Origin of the sequence: Streptomyces capitiformicae, from assembly GCF_002214185.1 — a bacterium.
Taxonomy (GTDB): Bacteria; Actinomycetota; Actinomycetes; order Streptomycetales; family Streptomycetaceae; genus Streptomyces; species Streptomyces capitiformicae.
The window spans coordinates 1,504,931-1,519,204 of the sequence record NZ_CP022161.1; the positions used below are offsets into that span (position 1 = coordinate 1,504,931).

General features: G+C 69.7%; 14 protein-coding genes. 7 read left to right on the forward strand and 7 right to left on the reverse strand.

What is annotated here, in order from left to right; genetic code table 11:
- Positions 1-84: 84 nt before the first annotated feature.
- Complete coding sequence (locus tag CES90_RS06700) at positions 85-474, reverse strand: hypothetical protein (RefSeq protein ID WP_189780436.1); 390 nt, start codon at positions 472-474, stop codon at positions 85-87.
- 228 nt (positions 475-702) lie between these two features.
- On the opposite strand from CES90_RS06700, the gene CES90_RS06705 reads away from it, so the two are divergent.
- The gene (locus tag CES90_RS06705) at positions 703-1,950 is read left to right on the forward strand and encodes a cytochrome P450 family protein (protein ID WP_189780437.1); all 1,248 of its coding nucleotides are present in this window, start codon (positions 703-705) and stop codon (positions 1,948-1,950) included.
- 249 nt (positions 1,951-2,199) lie between these two features.
- Here CES90_RS06705 and CES90_RS06710 read toward each other — a convergent pair whose 3' ends face one another.
- Genes CES90_RS06710 through CES90_RS06730 form a run of 5 tightly spaced genes read right to left on the reverse strand, consistent with a single transcriptional unit; the run spans position 2,200 to position 6,310 of the window.
- Positions 2,200-3,510, reverse strand: a complete 1,311-nt coding sequence (locus CES90_RS06710) for a cytochrome P450 (RefSeq protein ID WP_189780700.1) — start codon at positions 3,508-3,510, stop codon at positions 2,200-2,202.
- Between the two features lie 38 nt (positions 3,511-3,548).
- Positions 3,549-4,157 carry a GTP-binding protein gene (locus CES90_RS06715; RefSeq protein ID WP_189780438.1) on the reverse strand — a complete coding sequence of 203 codons (609 nt, stop codon included), beginning with the start codon at positions 4,155-4,157 and terminating at the stop codon, positions 3,549-3,551.
- On the reverse strand, positions 4,135-4,494 hold the full coding sequence (locus tag CES90_RS06720) for a DUF742 domain-containing protein (protein WP_149826198.1): 360 nt from the start codon (positions 4,492-4,494) through the stop codon (positions 4,135-4,137). Before CES90_RS06720 ends, CES90_RS06715 begins: the two co-directional genes overlap by 23 nt.
- Positions 4,491-4,904, reverse strand: coding sequence for a roadblock/LC7 domain-containing protein (locus CES90_RS06725; RefSeq protein ID WP_189780439.1), 414 nt, complete (start codon positions 4,902-4,904; stop codon positions 4,491-4,493). Before CES90_RS06725 ends, CES90_RS06720 begins: the two co-directional genes overlap by 4 nt.
- Positions 4,901-6,310: an ATP-binding protein gene (locus tag CES90_RS06730; RefSeq protein ID WP_189780440.1), complete on the reverse strand. Its 1,410-nt coding sequence runs from the start codon at positions 6,308-6,310 to the stop codon at positions 4,901-4,903. Before CES90_RS06730 ends, CES90_RS06725 begins: the two co-directional genes overlap by 4 nt.
- A gap of 378 nt (positions 6,311-6,688) precedes the next feature.
- On the opposite strand from CES90_RS06730, the gene CES90_RS06735 reads away from it, so the two are divergent.
- The 6 genes from CES90_RS06735 (at position 6,689) to CES90_RS06760 (ending at position 12,054) form a co-directional block, all read left to right on the forward strand.
- Positions 6,689-7,642, forward strand: a complete 954-nt coding sequence (locus CES90_RS06735) for a helix-turn-helix domain-containing protein (protein ID WP_189780441.1) — start codon at positions 6,689-6,691, stop codon at positions 7,640-7,642.
- Positions 7,643-8,198: 556 nt separating this feature from the next.
- Positions 8,199-10,040, forward strand: coding sequence for a sensor histidine kinase (locus tag CES90_RS06740; RefSeq protein ID WP_189780442.1), 1,842 nt, complete (start codon positions 8,199-8,201; stop codon positions 10,038-10,040).
- Positions 10,027-10,464 (forward strand): roadblock/LC7 domain-containing protein, encoded by a 438-nt coding sequence (locus CES90_RS06745; RefSeq protein ID WP_189780443.1) that lies wholly within the window; start codon positions 10,027-10,029, stop codon positions 10,462-10,464. The genes CES90_RS06740 and CES90_RS06745 overlap by 14 nt, the downstream gene beginning before the upstream one ends.
- 4 nt (positions 10,465-10,468) lie before the next feature.
- Positions 10,469-10,837 (forward strand): DUF742 domain-containing protein, encoded by a 369-nt coding sequence (locus CES90_RS06750; RefSeq protein WP_189780444.1) that lies wholly within the window; start codon positions 10,469-10,471, stop codon positions 10,835-10,837.
- A complete protein-coding gene (locus CES90_RS06755) occupies positions 10,815-11,417 on the forward strand; it encodes a GTP-binding protein (RefSeq protein ID WP_189780445.1) in 603 nt (200 codons plus the stop codon). Before CES90_RS06750 ends, CES90_RS06755 begins: the two co-directional genes overlap by 23 nt.
- A gap of 37 nt (positions 11,418-11,454) precedes the next feature.
- A complete protein-coding gene (locus CES90_RS06760; protein WP_189780446.1) occupies positions 11,455-12,054 on the forward strand; it encodes a GAF domain-containing protein in 600 nt (199 codons plus the stop codon).
- Between the two features lie 365 nt (positions 12,055-12,419).
- On the opposite strand, the gene CES90_RS06765 is transcribed toward CES90_RS06760, so the two are convergent.
- Complete coding sequence (locus CES90_RS06765) at positions 12,420-13,655, reverse strand: acyl-CoA dehydrogenase family protein (RefSeq protein WP_189780447.1); 1,236 nt, start codon at positions 13,653-13,655, stop codon at positions 12,420-12,422.
- Positions 13,656-14,274 lie beyond the last annotated feature (619 nt).

Below are 14,274 nucleotides of genomic sequence, written 5' to 3' on the forward strand. Positions count from 1 at the left end.
GTTGCTCGCGCCCACGCGGCGGAGCCGCATATCGATGCAGCCCCGCGCCCCGACGGGGCGCGGGTTCGTCGTCCACCCCGCTGATCACAGCGCCGAGGCAACCGCCGCGTCCGTCAAAGCCGCGCGCAGGCGCTCCGGGTCCGTCCAGTAACGGTCCTGGGAGAGAGGGACGCGCCAGTAGAGGCCGGGGCCCGTGGTGCGGCGCAGGGGTGGGACGGCGACATGGCTGCCGGGGCCGAGGACCTGGACGTCGGTGAGCCGCCAGTCGGTCGCGGCGCCGGGCGGGACCAGCCAGTACATGATGCCGCCGTAGCCGTCCTTGATGACGGCTCCGCTCGCGTCCCCGAGGGACTTCAGCGCGGGGGTGCCGAGGGCGACCGGCACCCGTACGGCGTTCCACCAGCGCCCGGCCGGCACCGTACGTACTTCGGGGTTGTAGGAACACATCCAGCGCGGAGCCCTGCTGACAGTCATGGCACTCACCGGCTCTTCATGGGGGGGAGCCCGATCCTAGGAGCGCGCTCCGCACCCAACTTGCGAGTACGCGCAGGGAAGTTGCCGTCGTACGCAGCGCGCGGCACACGTTCTCGCCCGGCGACGCTACCGGGGCGTAGCGTAACTGGGCTTGTACGTAGTGCTGTTGGACTCTTTACGACTCTTCACGACTGTCTACGACTGTCTACGACTGCCAGGAGGGCCCTCATGGGCAACCCCAGCGCCATTGTGATCGACGCGACCGGCCGTGACATCCACGGTGAGGCCGCCCGGATCCGCGAGACGGGTCCGGCGACCCGGGTCGTGCTTCCGGGGCCGCACGACGTCGAGGCCTGGGCGGTGAGCAGCCCCGATCTGCTCAAGCGGTTGCTGACCGATCCCCGGGTGTCGAAGGACGCGCGGCAGCACTGGCCGAGGTTCGCCGCCGGTGAGATCACGCCGGAGTGGCCGCTGTTCACCTGGGTCGCGGTGCAGAACATGTTCACGGCGTACGGCGGTGACCACAAACGACTGCGCATCCTGGTCTCCAAGGCGTTCACGGCGCGCCGGACGGCCGCGCTGCAGCCGCGCATCGAGGAGATCACCAAGGAGCTGCTCGACCGTGTCGAGGAGGGCTTCAGGCGCGGTGAGACGGTCGATCTGCGGAAGGCGTTCTGCTATCCGCTGCCGATCCAGGTGATCAGCGAGCTGTTCGGGCTGCCCGAGGAACGCGGGCAGGTACTGAAGGAGTTGGTGGACAAGCTGTTCGACACGTCCGCCGGGCCGGGTGAGATGAACGCCGCCTATGAGCGGATGTACGGCGTACTCGGCGAACTGGTGGCCGTCAAGCGGGAGTCGCCGGGCGACGACCTCACCAGCGGGCTGATCGCGGCCCGCGACGTGGACGACACCCGGCTCAGCGAGCAGGAACTGCTGGACACCCTGGTGCTGGTGGTCAGCGCCGGGCACGAGACCACGGTCAACCTCCTCGACCAGGCCGTGCACGCCCTGCTGACCCACCCCGAGCAGCTCGCCCACGTCCGGGAGGGCCGGGCGACCTGGGACGACGTGGTCGAGGAGACGCTGCGGGTGCAGGCGCCGGTGGCGAGCCTGCCGCTGCGCTATGCCGTGGAGGACCTGGACCTCGCCGAGTTCGGGGGCCCCGAGGGCGTGGTGATCACCAAGGGTGACCCGATCCTCGCCGCGTACGCGGCCGCCGGGCGCGACCCCGAGCGGCACGGGAAGGACGCCGACGTCTTCGACGTCACCCGCGCCGACAAGGAGCACCTCGCGTTCGGCCACGGGGTGCACTACTGCCTGGGCGCCCCGCTCGGCCGTATGGAGGCCCGTATCGCGCTCCCGGCACTCTTCGACCGGTTCCCGTCGCTCCGCCTGGGCGGCACGGACACGGAACTGGGCCACGTCGAATCGTTCATCTCCAACGGCCACCGCCGCCTGCCCGTCCGCAACACCTGACACACCACGCCGGTGACACGGCTACTCACCGCGCCACCACGCCAACAGCCGGACCCAACCACTCCTCGAACGCACGGGCACCGGCCCGGCGACCGGCGCGTCGTAAGCGCTGCCGTACCGTCCCTCCGACCGGCCCCGATGGAGGCCCAGGCCCCGGACACGGAACTGGGCCACGTCGAATCGTTCATCTCCAACGGCCACCGCCGCCTGCCCGTCCGCAACACCTGACACACCACGCCGGTGACACGGCTACTCACCGCGCCACCACGCCAACAGCCGGACCCAACCACTCCTCGAACGCACGGGCACCGGCCCGGCGACCGGCGCGTCGTAAGCGCTGCCGTACGGTCGCTGGGGTCGGCTCCCGGTGGGTTCCTCGGGCACGGTCGCGCCCACCGCGCAGGTCGGCGGGAAGGTCACCGGCAGTGCCGCGAGCGCCCGGTGGAAGGGGCCCGGGCGCCATTCCAACTGTCCTACCGGTATGGCGAGTTCGACGTCCGGGAGTCGATCGAGGAGTTTCTCCACCGCCACCGACGCGATCAGCCGGGCCTCGCTCTGGGCGGGGCAGTTGTGCGGGCCCGCGCTCCAGGCCAGGTGGGCGCGGTTGCCCGCGCGCTGGTCGTTCGTCAGGGCCGGGTCGGTGTTCGCGGCGGCCAGCGAGACGACGACGGGGTCGCCGGCCTTGAGCAGGGCGCCCTCGTACATGACGTCCCGTTTCGGGTAGTGCACGGCGTAGTTGGCCATCGGCGGGTCGGTCCACAGCACCTCGTCGAGGGCGTCCTCGACGGGGAGGCTGCCGCCGGACAAATCGCCCGCGAAACGGTCGTCGGACAGCAGCAGGCGCAGCGCGTTGGCGATGAGGTTCTGCTGGGGCTCGGTGCCCGCGCCCATGAGGACGACGAGGGTGTGGATCATCTCCTCGTCCGTGAGCTCCGCCGGATGCGAGATGAGCCAGGACGTCACGTCCGGCCCGGGCTGCTTGCGCTTCAACGTGACCAGCTCGAAGAGCGTGGTGACGAGCAGTTCGTTGGCCCGCTCGGCGTCTACCCCGTCGAAGACGCCGGACATGCCCTCGACGAGCTTCAGCCCGTACTCGGCGGGGCAGCCGAAGAGACGGTTGAAGACGAGCAGCGGCAGGACCTGGGCGTACTCGCCGAGCAGGTCCGCCTTGCCGGTGGGCGCGAACCGGTCGATGAGCGTGTCGGCGCTGCGCTCGACATAGCCGCGCAGGGTGTTGGGCTCGACCCGGGCCAGGCTGTCGGTGATGGCGGCGCGCAGTCGCCGGTGGTCCTCGCCGTCGGAGAACAGGGCGTTGGGCCGGTACATCATCATCGGCACGACGGGGCTGTCCGCGGGGACGGTGCCGTCGTTGAGGTCGTTCCAGCGGCGCGCGTCCTTGGAGAACGTCTCCGTGCTCCGCAGCACGTGCAGGGCGGCGTCGTACGAGGTGACGAGGGTGGCCCGGACGCCGGCGGCGAGCTCGACGGGTGTGGTCGGCCCGGTGGCGCGCGCCCGCTCGTAGAACGCGGCCGGGTCGGCGGCGAACTCCGGTCCGTACATGGGCTGGTGGGCCGGGCAGCCCGGCGGCGGTACGGCGTTCACGCGTGCTCCAGTTCGCTTTCGCTCTCGCGGCTCAGCAGATACTCGACGAGGGAGATCAGCGCCCGCGTGGACGACTCCGGGTCACGGGCGTCGCAGCGCACGAGCGGGGTCTCGGGCAGCAGGTCGAGGGCCTCGCGCACCTCGTCCAGGCCGTGCACGGGGGCGCCGTCGAAGTCGTTGACGGCGACGGCGTACGGCAGGTCCAGTTCCTCCAGGACGCCCATCACGTCGAAGGAGTGCGACAGGCGCCGCGTGTCGGCGAGGACCAGCGCGCCGAGGGCGCCGCGGGTCATGTCCTGCCAGAGCTTGGTGAAGCGCTGCTGTCCGGGCGTGCCGAACAGGTACAGCACCAGGGAGTCGTTGAGGGTGAGCCGGCCGAAGTCCATGGCGACCGTGGTGGTGGTCTTGTCGCGGGTGCCGGCGAGGTCGTCGACCACCGCGCCGGCCTGCGTCATGACCTCCTCGGTGCGCAGCGGCCGGATCTCGGAGAGCGTGCCGACGAAAGTGGTCTTGCCGACGGCGAAGTGACCGACGACGAGAAGCTTGACGGCCGTCTTCACGGTCGGCCGCAGATAGACGTCGTCAGAGGCGGGCGCGGAGCCCATCGAGGACCTCCTGGAGGATGCGGGCGTCGGACGGCCGGGCGGCCGGGATCGGTGCGCGGGTGACGATGTGGCCGCTGTCCATGAGGTCGGCGACCAGCACCTTGGTCACGCTGACCGGCAGCTGGAGATGGCCCGCGACCTCGGCGAGGGAGAGCGCGCCGGGCCGGCACAGCTCCATCACGCGGCGCTTCTCCGGGTTGAGCCCGGTCAGCGGCAGGTCGGTGGCGGCGATCAGCAGCGTGACCAGGTCCAGGGTGTTGCGGGTCGGGTGGGCGCGGCCGTCGGTGACGACGTACGACCGCACCAGACGCCCCTCGGGCCGGCGGCGGGGCGTCATATGCTGCTGCCCGTGTCCAGCCGCGCCGGGCTGGTCAGCTCCTTGCCGAGCCGGTCGACGAGCTTGTGCATGCGGTACGTCACCGCCTCCATGTCGACCTCGTCGCCGGTGGACACCGCGAGATAGGCGCCTTCCCCGGCCGCGACCAGGAAGACGAAGCCGTGCCCGAACTCGATCAGGGTCTGCCGCCACGGGCTGTTCGCGGAGCCGCAGAACTCGGCGGTGCTGCGGCTGATCGACTGCAGCCCGGAAAGTCCGGCGGCGAGACGCTCGGCGTCGTCGCGGTCGATGTCTGCGGAGTGGGCGCGGAGCATGCCGTCGGCGGAGAGCAGGATGGCGTGCCGCGCCTCGGGGACCTTCAGCACGTCGTCGAGCATCCAGCCCAGCTCGTTGGTCGTGGGCTCGATCATGCGTGGGGGGTCCCTTCGTTCTCGTGGGGGGTGGGTGGTGCGGTGTCGGTGCTCGCGGCGGACGCGTCGGCCTTGGCGGCGTCGGCGGCGTCGGCGGTGTCGGCGGCGGCGGCGTTGATGTGTTCGTCCTCGTCGAGGATGCGTCCCGCCGCCCGGCCGAAGCGGGTGCCGCGGGCGAAGGCGCCCATGATGCGGGCGTTCTCCTCGGGAGTGCGCCCGGAGACCTCCGCGGTCTCGACGGGCTCCGGCCCGGGGGCGGCCGTCCGTCGCGGGGTGCGTCGGCGGCGCTTGGGCAGTCCGCCCTCGGTGGTGGCCTCGGTGGTGGCCTCGGCGGCCGTGCGGCGGGGGGTGGGTTCGGCGGTGTCCGGTACAGGTGTCAGGTCGATCGCGGGCTCCGGGGCGGCGGGCTCCAGCTGGGTCAGCAGTGCGGTGGGCAGGAACGCGACGGCGCGGACACCGCCGTACGGCGAGCGGGTGTCCACGGAGATGTTGAACCCGTAGCGCCGGGCGAGCACCCCGATGACGGCGAAGCCGAACTGGGGCGGGTCGTCGAGGCGGGTGACGTCCACCTCGCCGCGTCCACTCAGCAGGTGGGTGGCGCGGTCCACTGCCTGACCGTCCATGCCGACGCCGGCGTCGTCGATGATGACGCACGCGCCGTTGTGCACGGACTGGATCGTCACCTCGACCGCGGTGTTGGGCTGCGAGTGGCGGGCCGCGTTGTCGAGCAGCTCGGCCACCGCGAGGACGACCGGCTCCACCGCGCGGCTCTCCACCGCGATGTCGACCTGGCCGTTGATCCGGATGCGACGGTAGTCGCGGATGCGGGAGGTGGCGCCCCGGACGACCTCGACCAGGGGTGAGGTCGAGCGCTGCCGGCCGGGCCAGGATCCGCACAGTACGGCGATGGCCTGGGCGCGGCGGCCGAACTGGGCGTTGGTGTGGTCGACTTCGAGGAGGTCGCGCAGCACGTCGGGGTCGTCGTGCCGGTCCTGCATCTCGGAGATGGACACCTGCTGCTCGTTGGCGAGGGCCTGGATGGAGCGCATCGACGCCTTGAGCGCGGCCTTGGCGGACTGGTCGGCGCGGGCCTGCGCGTGGGCGACGGCGCCGGAGAAGCGGGTCAGTACCTCGTCGAGGCCCTTGCCGAACTCGGTTCCGGCGAGCCGGGTGTCGAGCGGGCCGACACCGGGTAGGTCCTGACCCGGGTGGTCCGCGAGGGCCGGCAGCCGGACCAGGACCAGATGGCGCAGCTCCTCCTCACGGGCCCGCACCTCATCCGCCAGGTCGGCGTTCTTCCTGCGCTGCCGCCTGGTGATCCCGTGCTGGCGCAACAGGAGTACGGCGGTGACGAACAGGCCTGAGGCGAGGGCCCAGGTCACCGCCTGCGGTATCTGATCGGTCATGAGAGTCCACGAGTCCTTACGTCCTCAACGTCACGGAACGCGCTCAGGTCCCGGACGGCGGGCGTGAGTTGACGGAGCGCCCGACGATAGTGGTGCGACCACCCGGGCACTTTTCGTGACGCGCACGGAAGTTGTTACGGGACGCACGAGTGACGCAAGGGACGTGGACGGCCTCGCGATTCTTCCCCCGGCATATTCGGCCACCCGTACCGGGCGACATGGCAATCGCTTGCCGCGCTAGGCTGCGAAGCACAACTGACCGGACAGTAACCATCTTTGATCACTGGCAAGTTGAAGGTTTTGGCGTCCGGGGTCGTATGAGACCACAAGGAAGCTGTCGGGTTCTCGGGTTCCGACCGACACGGGAAGGGAAAGGCGTTGCCCTCGGGTAGTTATGTCGTCGACGCGCTGTCCACCGAGGAGCTGGACCCGCGCGAGCGGGCCGACTTCTGGACCGAAGCGATAGACACGTACCAGTCCCGGATGGGCTACAGATACCCTCACCTGGAGCGCTTCCACGGGCAGACCGTGCGCCAGCGCACCGACAACTACCAGCTGGTGAAGTACCGGTCGGGCGAGGTCGAGTACACCCGCACGATGCGCCAGGTCCGCCAGGACCCCGACGAGGACTACCGCCTGCTGTTACCCCTGAGCGGGGAAATCGTGCTCCGCCAGGAGGGCGAGGAGGCACGGCTCACCCCGGGCACCGGAGCGCTGGTCACGTTCAGGGCGCCCTTTCAGTGCTTACAGAGCGACGACATCAACGCGTTCATCCTCACCATCCCGGCCCGCGAGGTGGACGGCCGCCTCAACGCCAAGTCCCCCGTCGCCGCGCTGGACCTGTCCCGCGGCCTCGGCCGGATCGTCGGCTCCATGCTGACCGGCCTGCACGGGGAGCGGGAGCATCTGACCGACCCGCAGTTCGACTCCGTCTCCGACCGCATCGTGGAACTCATCTGCATGCTGACCGTCGGCGACGACCGCCCCGACGTCCCCGGACAGCTGGCCGAGGTGGAGGCGATGGTCCGCCGCTATGTACGCGACCACGCGGCCGACCCGAATCTCACGGGTACAGCGGTGGCACGTGCCCTCGGCTGGTCGTTGCGCCAGATCCAACTCGCCCTGCAGCTCGCGGGGACCACACCCCGCGAGCTGATCCGCGAGGAGCGGCTGCGCCTGGTGCGGGATCGGCTGCTGTGCGCGGAGTGCGAGCACATGACGATCACCGACCTCGCGTACTCCGCCGGCTTCTCCTCCGCGAGCGCCCTCAGCACGGCCTTCCGACGGCGCTACGGCGCGAGTCCCCGGGAGATGCGACAGAGTCTCCGCTGACTCGTCCTGGAAGCAAGGGAGTTGGGTGGGGTACCGACCTCGTGCACGCCCTCTCTTCTTTCCGCCTCACGGCGTTCCGTTGAAGTCTAAAGCTTAGTCAAAGCCCAGCCGGAAATCGACCCTGGTCCGCCTCCCCGGCCCAACTCGGGCGGGAGCCCGCCGCAAGGCGGCGCACCGCGCGTTTCGCGACTTCATGGCGTGAATATTACTGGGATTAGCTGTGAACATCCTGTGTGACCAGGGTCGCCTTCTGGTCAATTCCGCCGCGCATCGACCCGGTTGGCGATCGGTAACGAGCGGGCCGCCGGGTGGCGGCCCCGCGCAGGTCGTCCCCGCACGCGGCCCCTGCTTTCACAACCGGCCCCACACCCTGGCTGAGGTGTGAAGAACTGTTGCGGCGCCACCCCGGTGACAGACGGTAGAAATGCGTCGCAGCCCCTTGCCGCGATTGACGGCACCTTAGGTGAATGCCCTTCCCTGAGCGACTAGGTCTGCTGGTCAGATAGTTGACGTTCTTCGCTACTCTGTCGCGTACTGGCTGATCGAGAGGACTCCGATGCCTGAACCCCCACCCTTCGCAACATCCCCGGATCACGGTCGGCCGGACACGACGACGCCTCCGCCTCGCCACCGGCACGGCAAGACCGGGGCCTCGGTTCCTGGGGACACCTCTGCGATACGCCCGAAGCTGACGCGCCTCGCCGTCCTCCCGACCGCGATCATGGCCGGAATATCCACTGCCGTCACCGGCACCGTCCTGCGGCTGCAGGAGGGCACCGCCGACGCCGCCACCTGGGGCGTCCTCGCCGGTGGCGCGGTCCTCGGCTGCGGCTGCCTCGCCGGCGCCGTACTCGCGGCCAAGAACCGGGCCCGTACCGAGGAACGGCACGTCGAGTCGCTGCGGCAGGCACTCACGAACGGCAGCTGGGCGCTGGACGAGGACCTGACCCGGCTCAAGCGGGGCGAGCAGCTCGCGTCGCGGGGTTTCGCGTACCAGGCACCGCGCGCCGAGGACGCCCACCAGCAGCTGGAGTACGAGCTCGCGTCGGCCCAGCACCGGGCCCGGGAGGCCCTCGTCTGGGCGGCGAGCTACTTCCAGGCGGCCTCCGACGACAACAGCGACAAGGTCGAGGTCTTCGTCAATCTGGCCCGCCGGCTGCAGTCCCTCGTCCACCGCACGATCCGGGAGCTCGACGACCTGGAGAACCAGGTCGAGGACCCGGACCTGCTCCGGCGCATCTTCGGCATCGACCACCTGGCCACGCGTATCCGGCGGCACGCGGAGAACCTCGCGGTGCTCGGCGGCGCGGTCTCCCGCCGCCAGTGGACCAACCCGGTGACGCTGACCGAGGTGCTGCGGTCCTCCATCGCCGAGGTCGAGCAGTACTCCCGGGTGAAGCTCGTGCCGCCGATCGAGGGCACGCTGCGCGGGCACGCGGTCGCCGACGTCATCCACCTGCTGGCCGAGCTGGTCGAGAACGCCACGATGTTCTCCCACCCCGACACCCAGATCCTCCTGCGCTCCCGCCGGGTGACCGCCGGCATCGCCATCGAGGTCGAGGACCGCGGGCTCGGCATCCCCCAGGAGGACCAGGACCGGATCAACGCGCTGCTCGCCGACCCGGTCCGCATCGACATCGCCAAGCTGCTCGCCGACGGCCGGATCGGTCTGTTCGTGGTCTCCTCCCTGGCCCGCAGGCACGGCATCGCGGTCCAGCTGCAGGGCAACATCTACGGCGGTGTCCAGGCCGTCCTGGTGCTCCCGCAGGGCCTGCTCGGCGACGAGGAGGGGCAGGCACAGGCACCGGCACAGGCACCGGAGCGGGCACGGCCCGCCGCACCCCGCCCGGCACAGGCGTCCGCGCAGCCGACCGCACCCTCGTGGGAGGGCTCGCCGCAGTCGGGTCCGCCGATCGCCGTGGCGTCGTCCTACACCGGTTCCCCGGCTCACGAAGGGTCGTACCCGGGGCCCCCGGCCGCAGTGGCGTCGTACGGGGGTTCCCCTGCCCCCGCACCGCAGCGGCCGGCACCGATGGCTTCGCCCTCCCTGGCCGCCCCCGTCCGGCACGACATGGCGCAGCCGGTCGCCGACGTCCGGTCCGAGTACCGCCCCGCCGACTATGAGCGCCCCGCCGCCCCGCAGGGGCCCGGATCGTCCGCCAGGCCGGTGCTGCCGAAGCGTCGTGCGATGGAGCACCTGGCCCCCGAGCTCCGCCACGGGCCCGTCGCGCGTCCCGAGACCAACGAACAGGACTTGAACTTCAGCCCCGGCCTCCTGGCCGGAATCAACCGAGGCTTCGGTCTCGCCGGCGCGACATCCGACGTGATCCCCGTCGACGACTCGCGCTGGGCCTCGTCTCAACCGCAAGGAGAAGAACCCCACCATGGTGAGCGATAGCCACCCCACCGGTCAGAACGTCGACTGGCTCCTGGAGAACCTCAAGAAGACCGTGCCCGGCACCCGGCAGGTGCTGTTGCTGTCCTCCGACGGGTTGAGCAAGGCGCATGTGGACCTGGGCGCCGACGACGCCGACCGGCTCGCGGCGATAGCCTCCGGGCTCAACTCCCTGGGCCGTTCCTTCGGTCACGACAGGGTTCTGGGCAACGGCGGAACGGTCCGTCAGGTCATCGTGGAACTGCACAACGGCATCCTCATCGTGGCCTCCGCCGGCCACGGCGCCGTGCTCGCGGTCACCGCCGACGCCTCGACGCACACCGAGACCCTCGGCTACGAGATGGGCATGCTGATCCGGGCCGTACAGCCGTTCCTCGCCACCCCGGCCCGCCGTCCTACCACCGCGCCTTCCAGCGCGGGGATGTGACGCGATGACGGACGAGCTGTTCCTGGACGAGGAGGCCGGACGTTTAGTCCGGCCCTTCACCGTCAGCAACGGGCGCACTCGACCCTCGACGCCTCTCGATCTACTCAGCCTGGTGATGGCCACCGGCATCCAGCCGACCACCGACCTCGGCCCCGACCACGACATGGTGCTCGGGCTGTGCGTCCGGCCGGTGCCGGTGGTCGAGGTGGCGGCCCGGATGAACCTGCCGATCGCCGTCACCAAAGTCCTACTGTCCGACCTTGTGCAGCACGAGGCGCTCACCGCACGGGCGCCCCGTGCCGTTGAGGCGGCCTCCGCCGCCAACCGAGAAGTTTTGGAGGCGGTGCTTGATGGCCTACGCGCACGGCTCTGACCCCTTCCCGACCGCGCTGAAGATCCTCGTAGCCGGAGGATTCGGGGTGGGCAAGACCACCTTCGTGGGGGCGGTCAGCGAGATCGCGCCCCTGAGCACCGAGGAAGTCATCACCACGGCCAGTGTGCGCACGGACAGCCTGGACGGGGTGGAGGACAAGTCCACCACCACCGTGGCCATGGACTTCGGCCGTATCACCCTCGACTCGAACCATGTCCTCTACCTGTTCGGCACGCCGGGGCAGGAACGGTTCTGGTTCATGTGGGACGAACTGTCCGACGGTGCGCTGGGCGCGGTGGTCCTCGCCGACACCCGGCGCCTCGACGCCTGCTTCCCGGCGGTGGACTTCTTCGAGGTCCGCGGCATCCCGTTCGTCGTGGGCGTGAACGAGTTCGACGGCGCGTACCAGTACTCGATCGAAGAGGTCCGCGACGCCATCGGCCTGAAGTCCAACGCGCCGATCGTGTTCTGCGACGCCCGGCACTGCAGTTCCGGCACGGGTGTGCTCGTCGAACTCGTCCAGCACCTGCTCGGCATGACACCCGGTGTGGCGATGCACCAGCCGCCCGCGCTCCGTTGAACCATACTCAACCCAGCCGACATCGAACGGAGTTCTCATGAACAGCCCTGGCCCCTACTCCACCTACGAGCCACCGCTCGACCGTCTGCTACTGACCCCCGAGGACCCCGCCGCTCCGCAACGGGCCGCCCGGCTGGCCCAGCTCGGGCTCCGCGACACCCCCCGGATCGAGTTCGACGAGTTCGCGCGCCGACTGGCCCTGGAGCTCGACGCGCCGTACGCGATGGTCAACTTCATCGACGACCGGCGGCAGTTCTTCGCCGGGCTGTACACGCCGGAGGCCGGTCCGGTGAACGTGGCCCAGCGGCCGATGCACGAAAGCGCGGCGCCCTCCGTGGGCCGGGAGATGGGCCTGGACCACGGGTTCTGCCCGCACACCGTCAAGCGGACCACGGCGCTGGTGCTCGACGACGTCTGCGACTACCCGCGGTTCGCGGGCAACGCGGTCGTGGACGAGATCGGCATCCGCTCCTACATGGGCGCGCCGCTGATCGACCCGCTCGCGGGCATCAACCTCGGCACGATCTGCGTGGTGGACACCGACTCCCGGACGTGGGGGCGGCAGCGGCTGGAGATCATCAAGCACATGGCCCAGGAGATGTCCGAACAGATCCAGTCCCTGGCAACCGGCAACTGAGCCTGGCCGGTCGCCATCGCTCGGTCGCCGGGGCGAGGGGGCCCGACGGGGTATCACCCGCCCCGTTGCCGGGCCGACGGGGGACCCCGACCGGGCACCATCACTCGGTCGCCGGGGCGACAAGGGGCCGGGCTTGGCCCACGGCGGGGCCGGGCCGACGGGGGCCGGCCTCCGGAAGCCGAGCGCCGGAAGCCCACCGCCAGGCAACGACTCACGAAAGCCGCGGACACGACGCTGTGTCCGCGGTTTCTCTGCTTTTCGACGTCGCTCCGCTCGGTCGCGGTGGCTCGGCATTTCCGCAGATTGCGCTGCTCGGCCGGGGTCGCTCGGCTCTTTTCACCACACCCCTCAGGCCGGAGGGAGGCCTAGACCAGCTCGCCCACGGGGTCGAGTTCCGTCTGCTGGGGGTTGGGCTGCGGGGTGCGGACCAGGTCGGCGAGGCGCTCGGACCACTGGCCCCGGTTCTCGCCCAGGGCGAATTCGCCGAGCCTGAGGGCCTGGATCTCGGAGGTGCCGGCGGGTGCGTAGATGTGGAAGGCGTCGCGCAGATAGCGCTCCAGCGGGCGGTCGGTGAGCAGGCCGCAGGCCGCGTGCATCTTCATGGCCGCCTGGGCCGACTCGATGGACGACTCGACGTTGAAGAGTTTGGCCGCCATGAGCTCGACGTCGCAGGGACGCCCGTTGTCCAGCAGGTGTGCGGCGAGATAGGCGCTCTGCCGCGCGAGGGTGAGCCGTTGCAGGATCCGGCCCAGCTCGATCTTGATGTTGGGCAGGTGGCCGAGCGGCTTGCCGTAGCGGTGCACTTCCCGGCAGTACCGGGCCGTCTCCTCGTACACCGCCTGATGGATCCCCAGGGACACCGCCATGAGATTGAGGCGGCCGTAGAGCACCGACGAGGAGTACGCGACGGCCAGTCCGTCACCCTCCTCACCGAGCCGGTTCGCGGCCGGTACCCGGCAGTTGTCGAAGATGAGCTCCCCGAAGCTGAACCCGTGCAGGCCCATGGACGGCACCTGCTTCGCGAGGGAGAAGCCGGGCCGGTCCGCCTCGACGAGGAACGCCGTCATGCCTTTGGAGCCCGGCCCGGTACGGACCACGACCCCGTGCAGGTCTCCCACATGGCTGTTGCCGACGAAGACCTTGCGGCCGTTGAGGATGTAGTCGTCCCCGTCCCGTACGGCGTTGCTCTCCATGCCCGCCACGTGGCCCCCCGACCCCGGCTCGGTCACGGCGATGGTGGGCAGCACCTCCCCCCTGGCGATCCTCGGGAGCCAGGTCCGCTTCTGCGTCTCGTCCCCGAAGTGAACGATCTTGGCGACGCCCAGCTGCGATGCCTGGACCATCGCGCCCATCGCGCCACTGACGCGTGCGAGTTCCTCGATGATGATGGTTTTGGCCAGATGGCCCGCGCCCATTCCGCCGTACACCGGGTCGATCGTGGCGCCGATCCAACCCTGCTCGGCGATCAATCGGGACAGCCCGACCAGTGCGGTACGGGATGCCTCCATCTCCGGTATCAGTGGCCGCACGACGCGCTCGGCGAACTCGCGTACGCGCTGCCGCAGATCCTCGTGGTCCTGAGTGGTGAAGACGTGTTCCACGCCAAGCCCTTCTCCGTGCTTCCCCGCGCCGGGAGACGCGGAGGCTGTACGTCAGGCTGTGGTTCCAAGGGGGGACCTGGCCGACGTGCAACATGGTCTACAAATCAACCTGTTACGCCAAGATCGTTTAGATGGTTTGGCTGAAACATGGGCTGTTGAAATATGCGCCAAACTGTGGGAGACGGGCTATTCGATGTCCACATTTTGATACTTCCCTAACCGAAGTTGAGCGTTTCCACTGACGCAGCGCCAGCTGGACGCGCCCTGACCACCAGGCACCACACCCTCGAAGTCACCTTCCTCACTCCCCAGTTGGGGCCAAATACCAGACTGACGGGCTGTCCGCGGAGGTTTGAGCAGGACGATATCGACTTTCGGCCACGTCGATGGGCGTCGGAACTGGCTTGGTCCCGTCGATAGTGACGTATCTCTCTGTCGACAAGTCACCTCTTGACGGCCGTTCGACAGTCGTGCCCGGGTTGCGGTTCAGGGGACTGCTTGAGGCTACTCAGGGGACTACTGACGACGAGGCTCGGCGCCTGATACCGTTCCCTCCGGCCGAGCGCAACACCCCTTGTCTCCATCGGACTTTGTCTCCATCGGACTTTCGCTGTCGTAC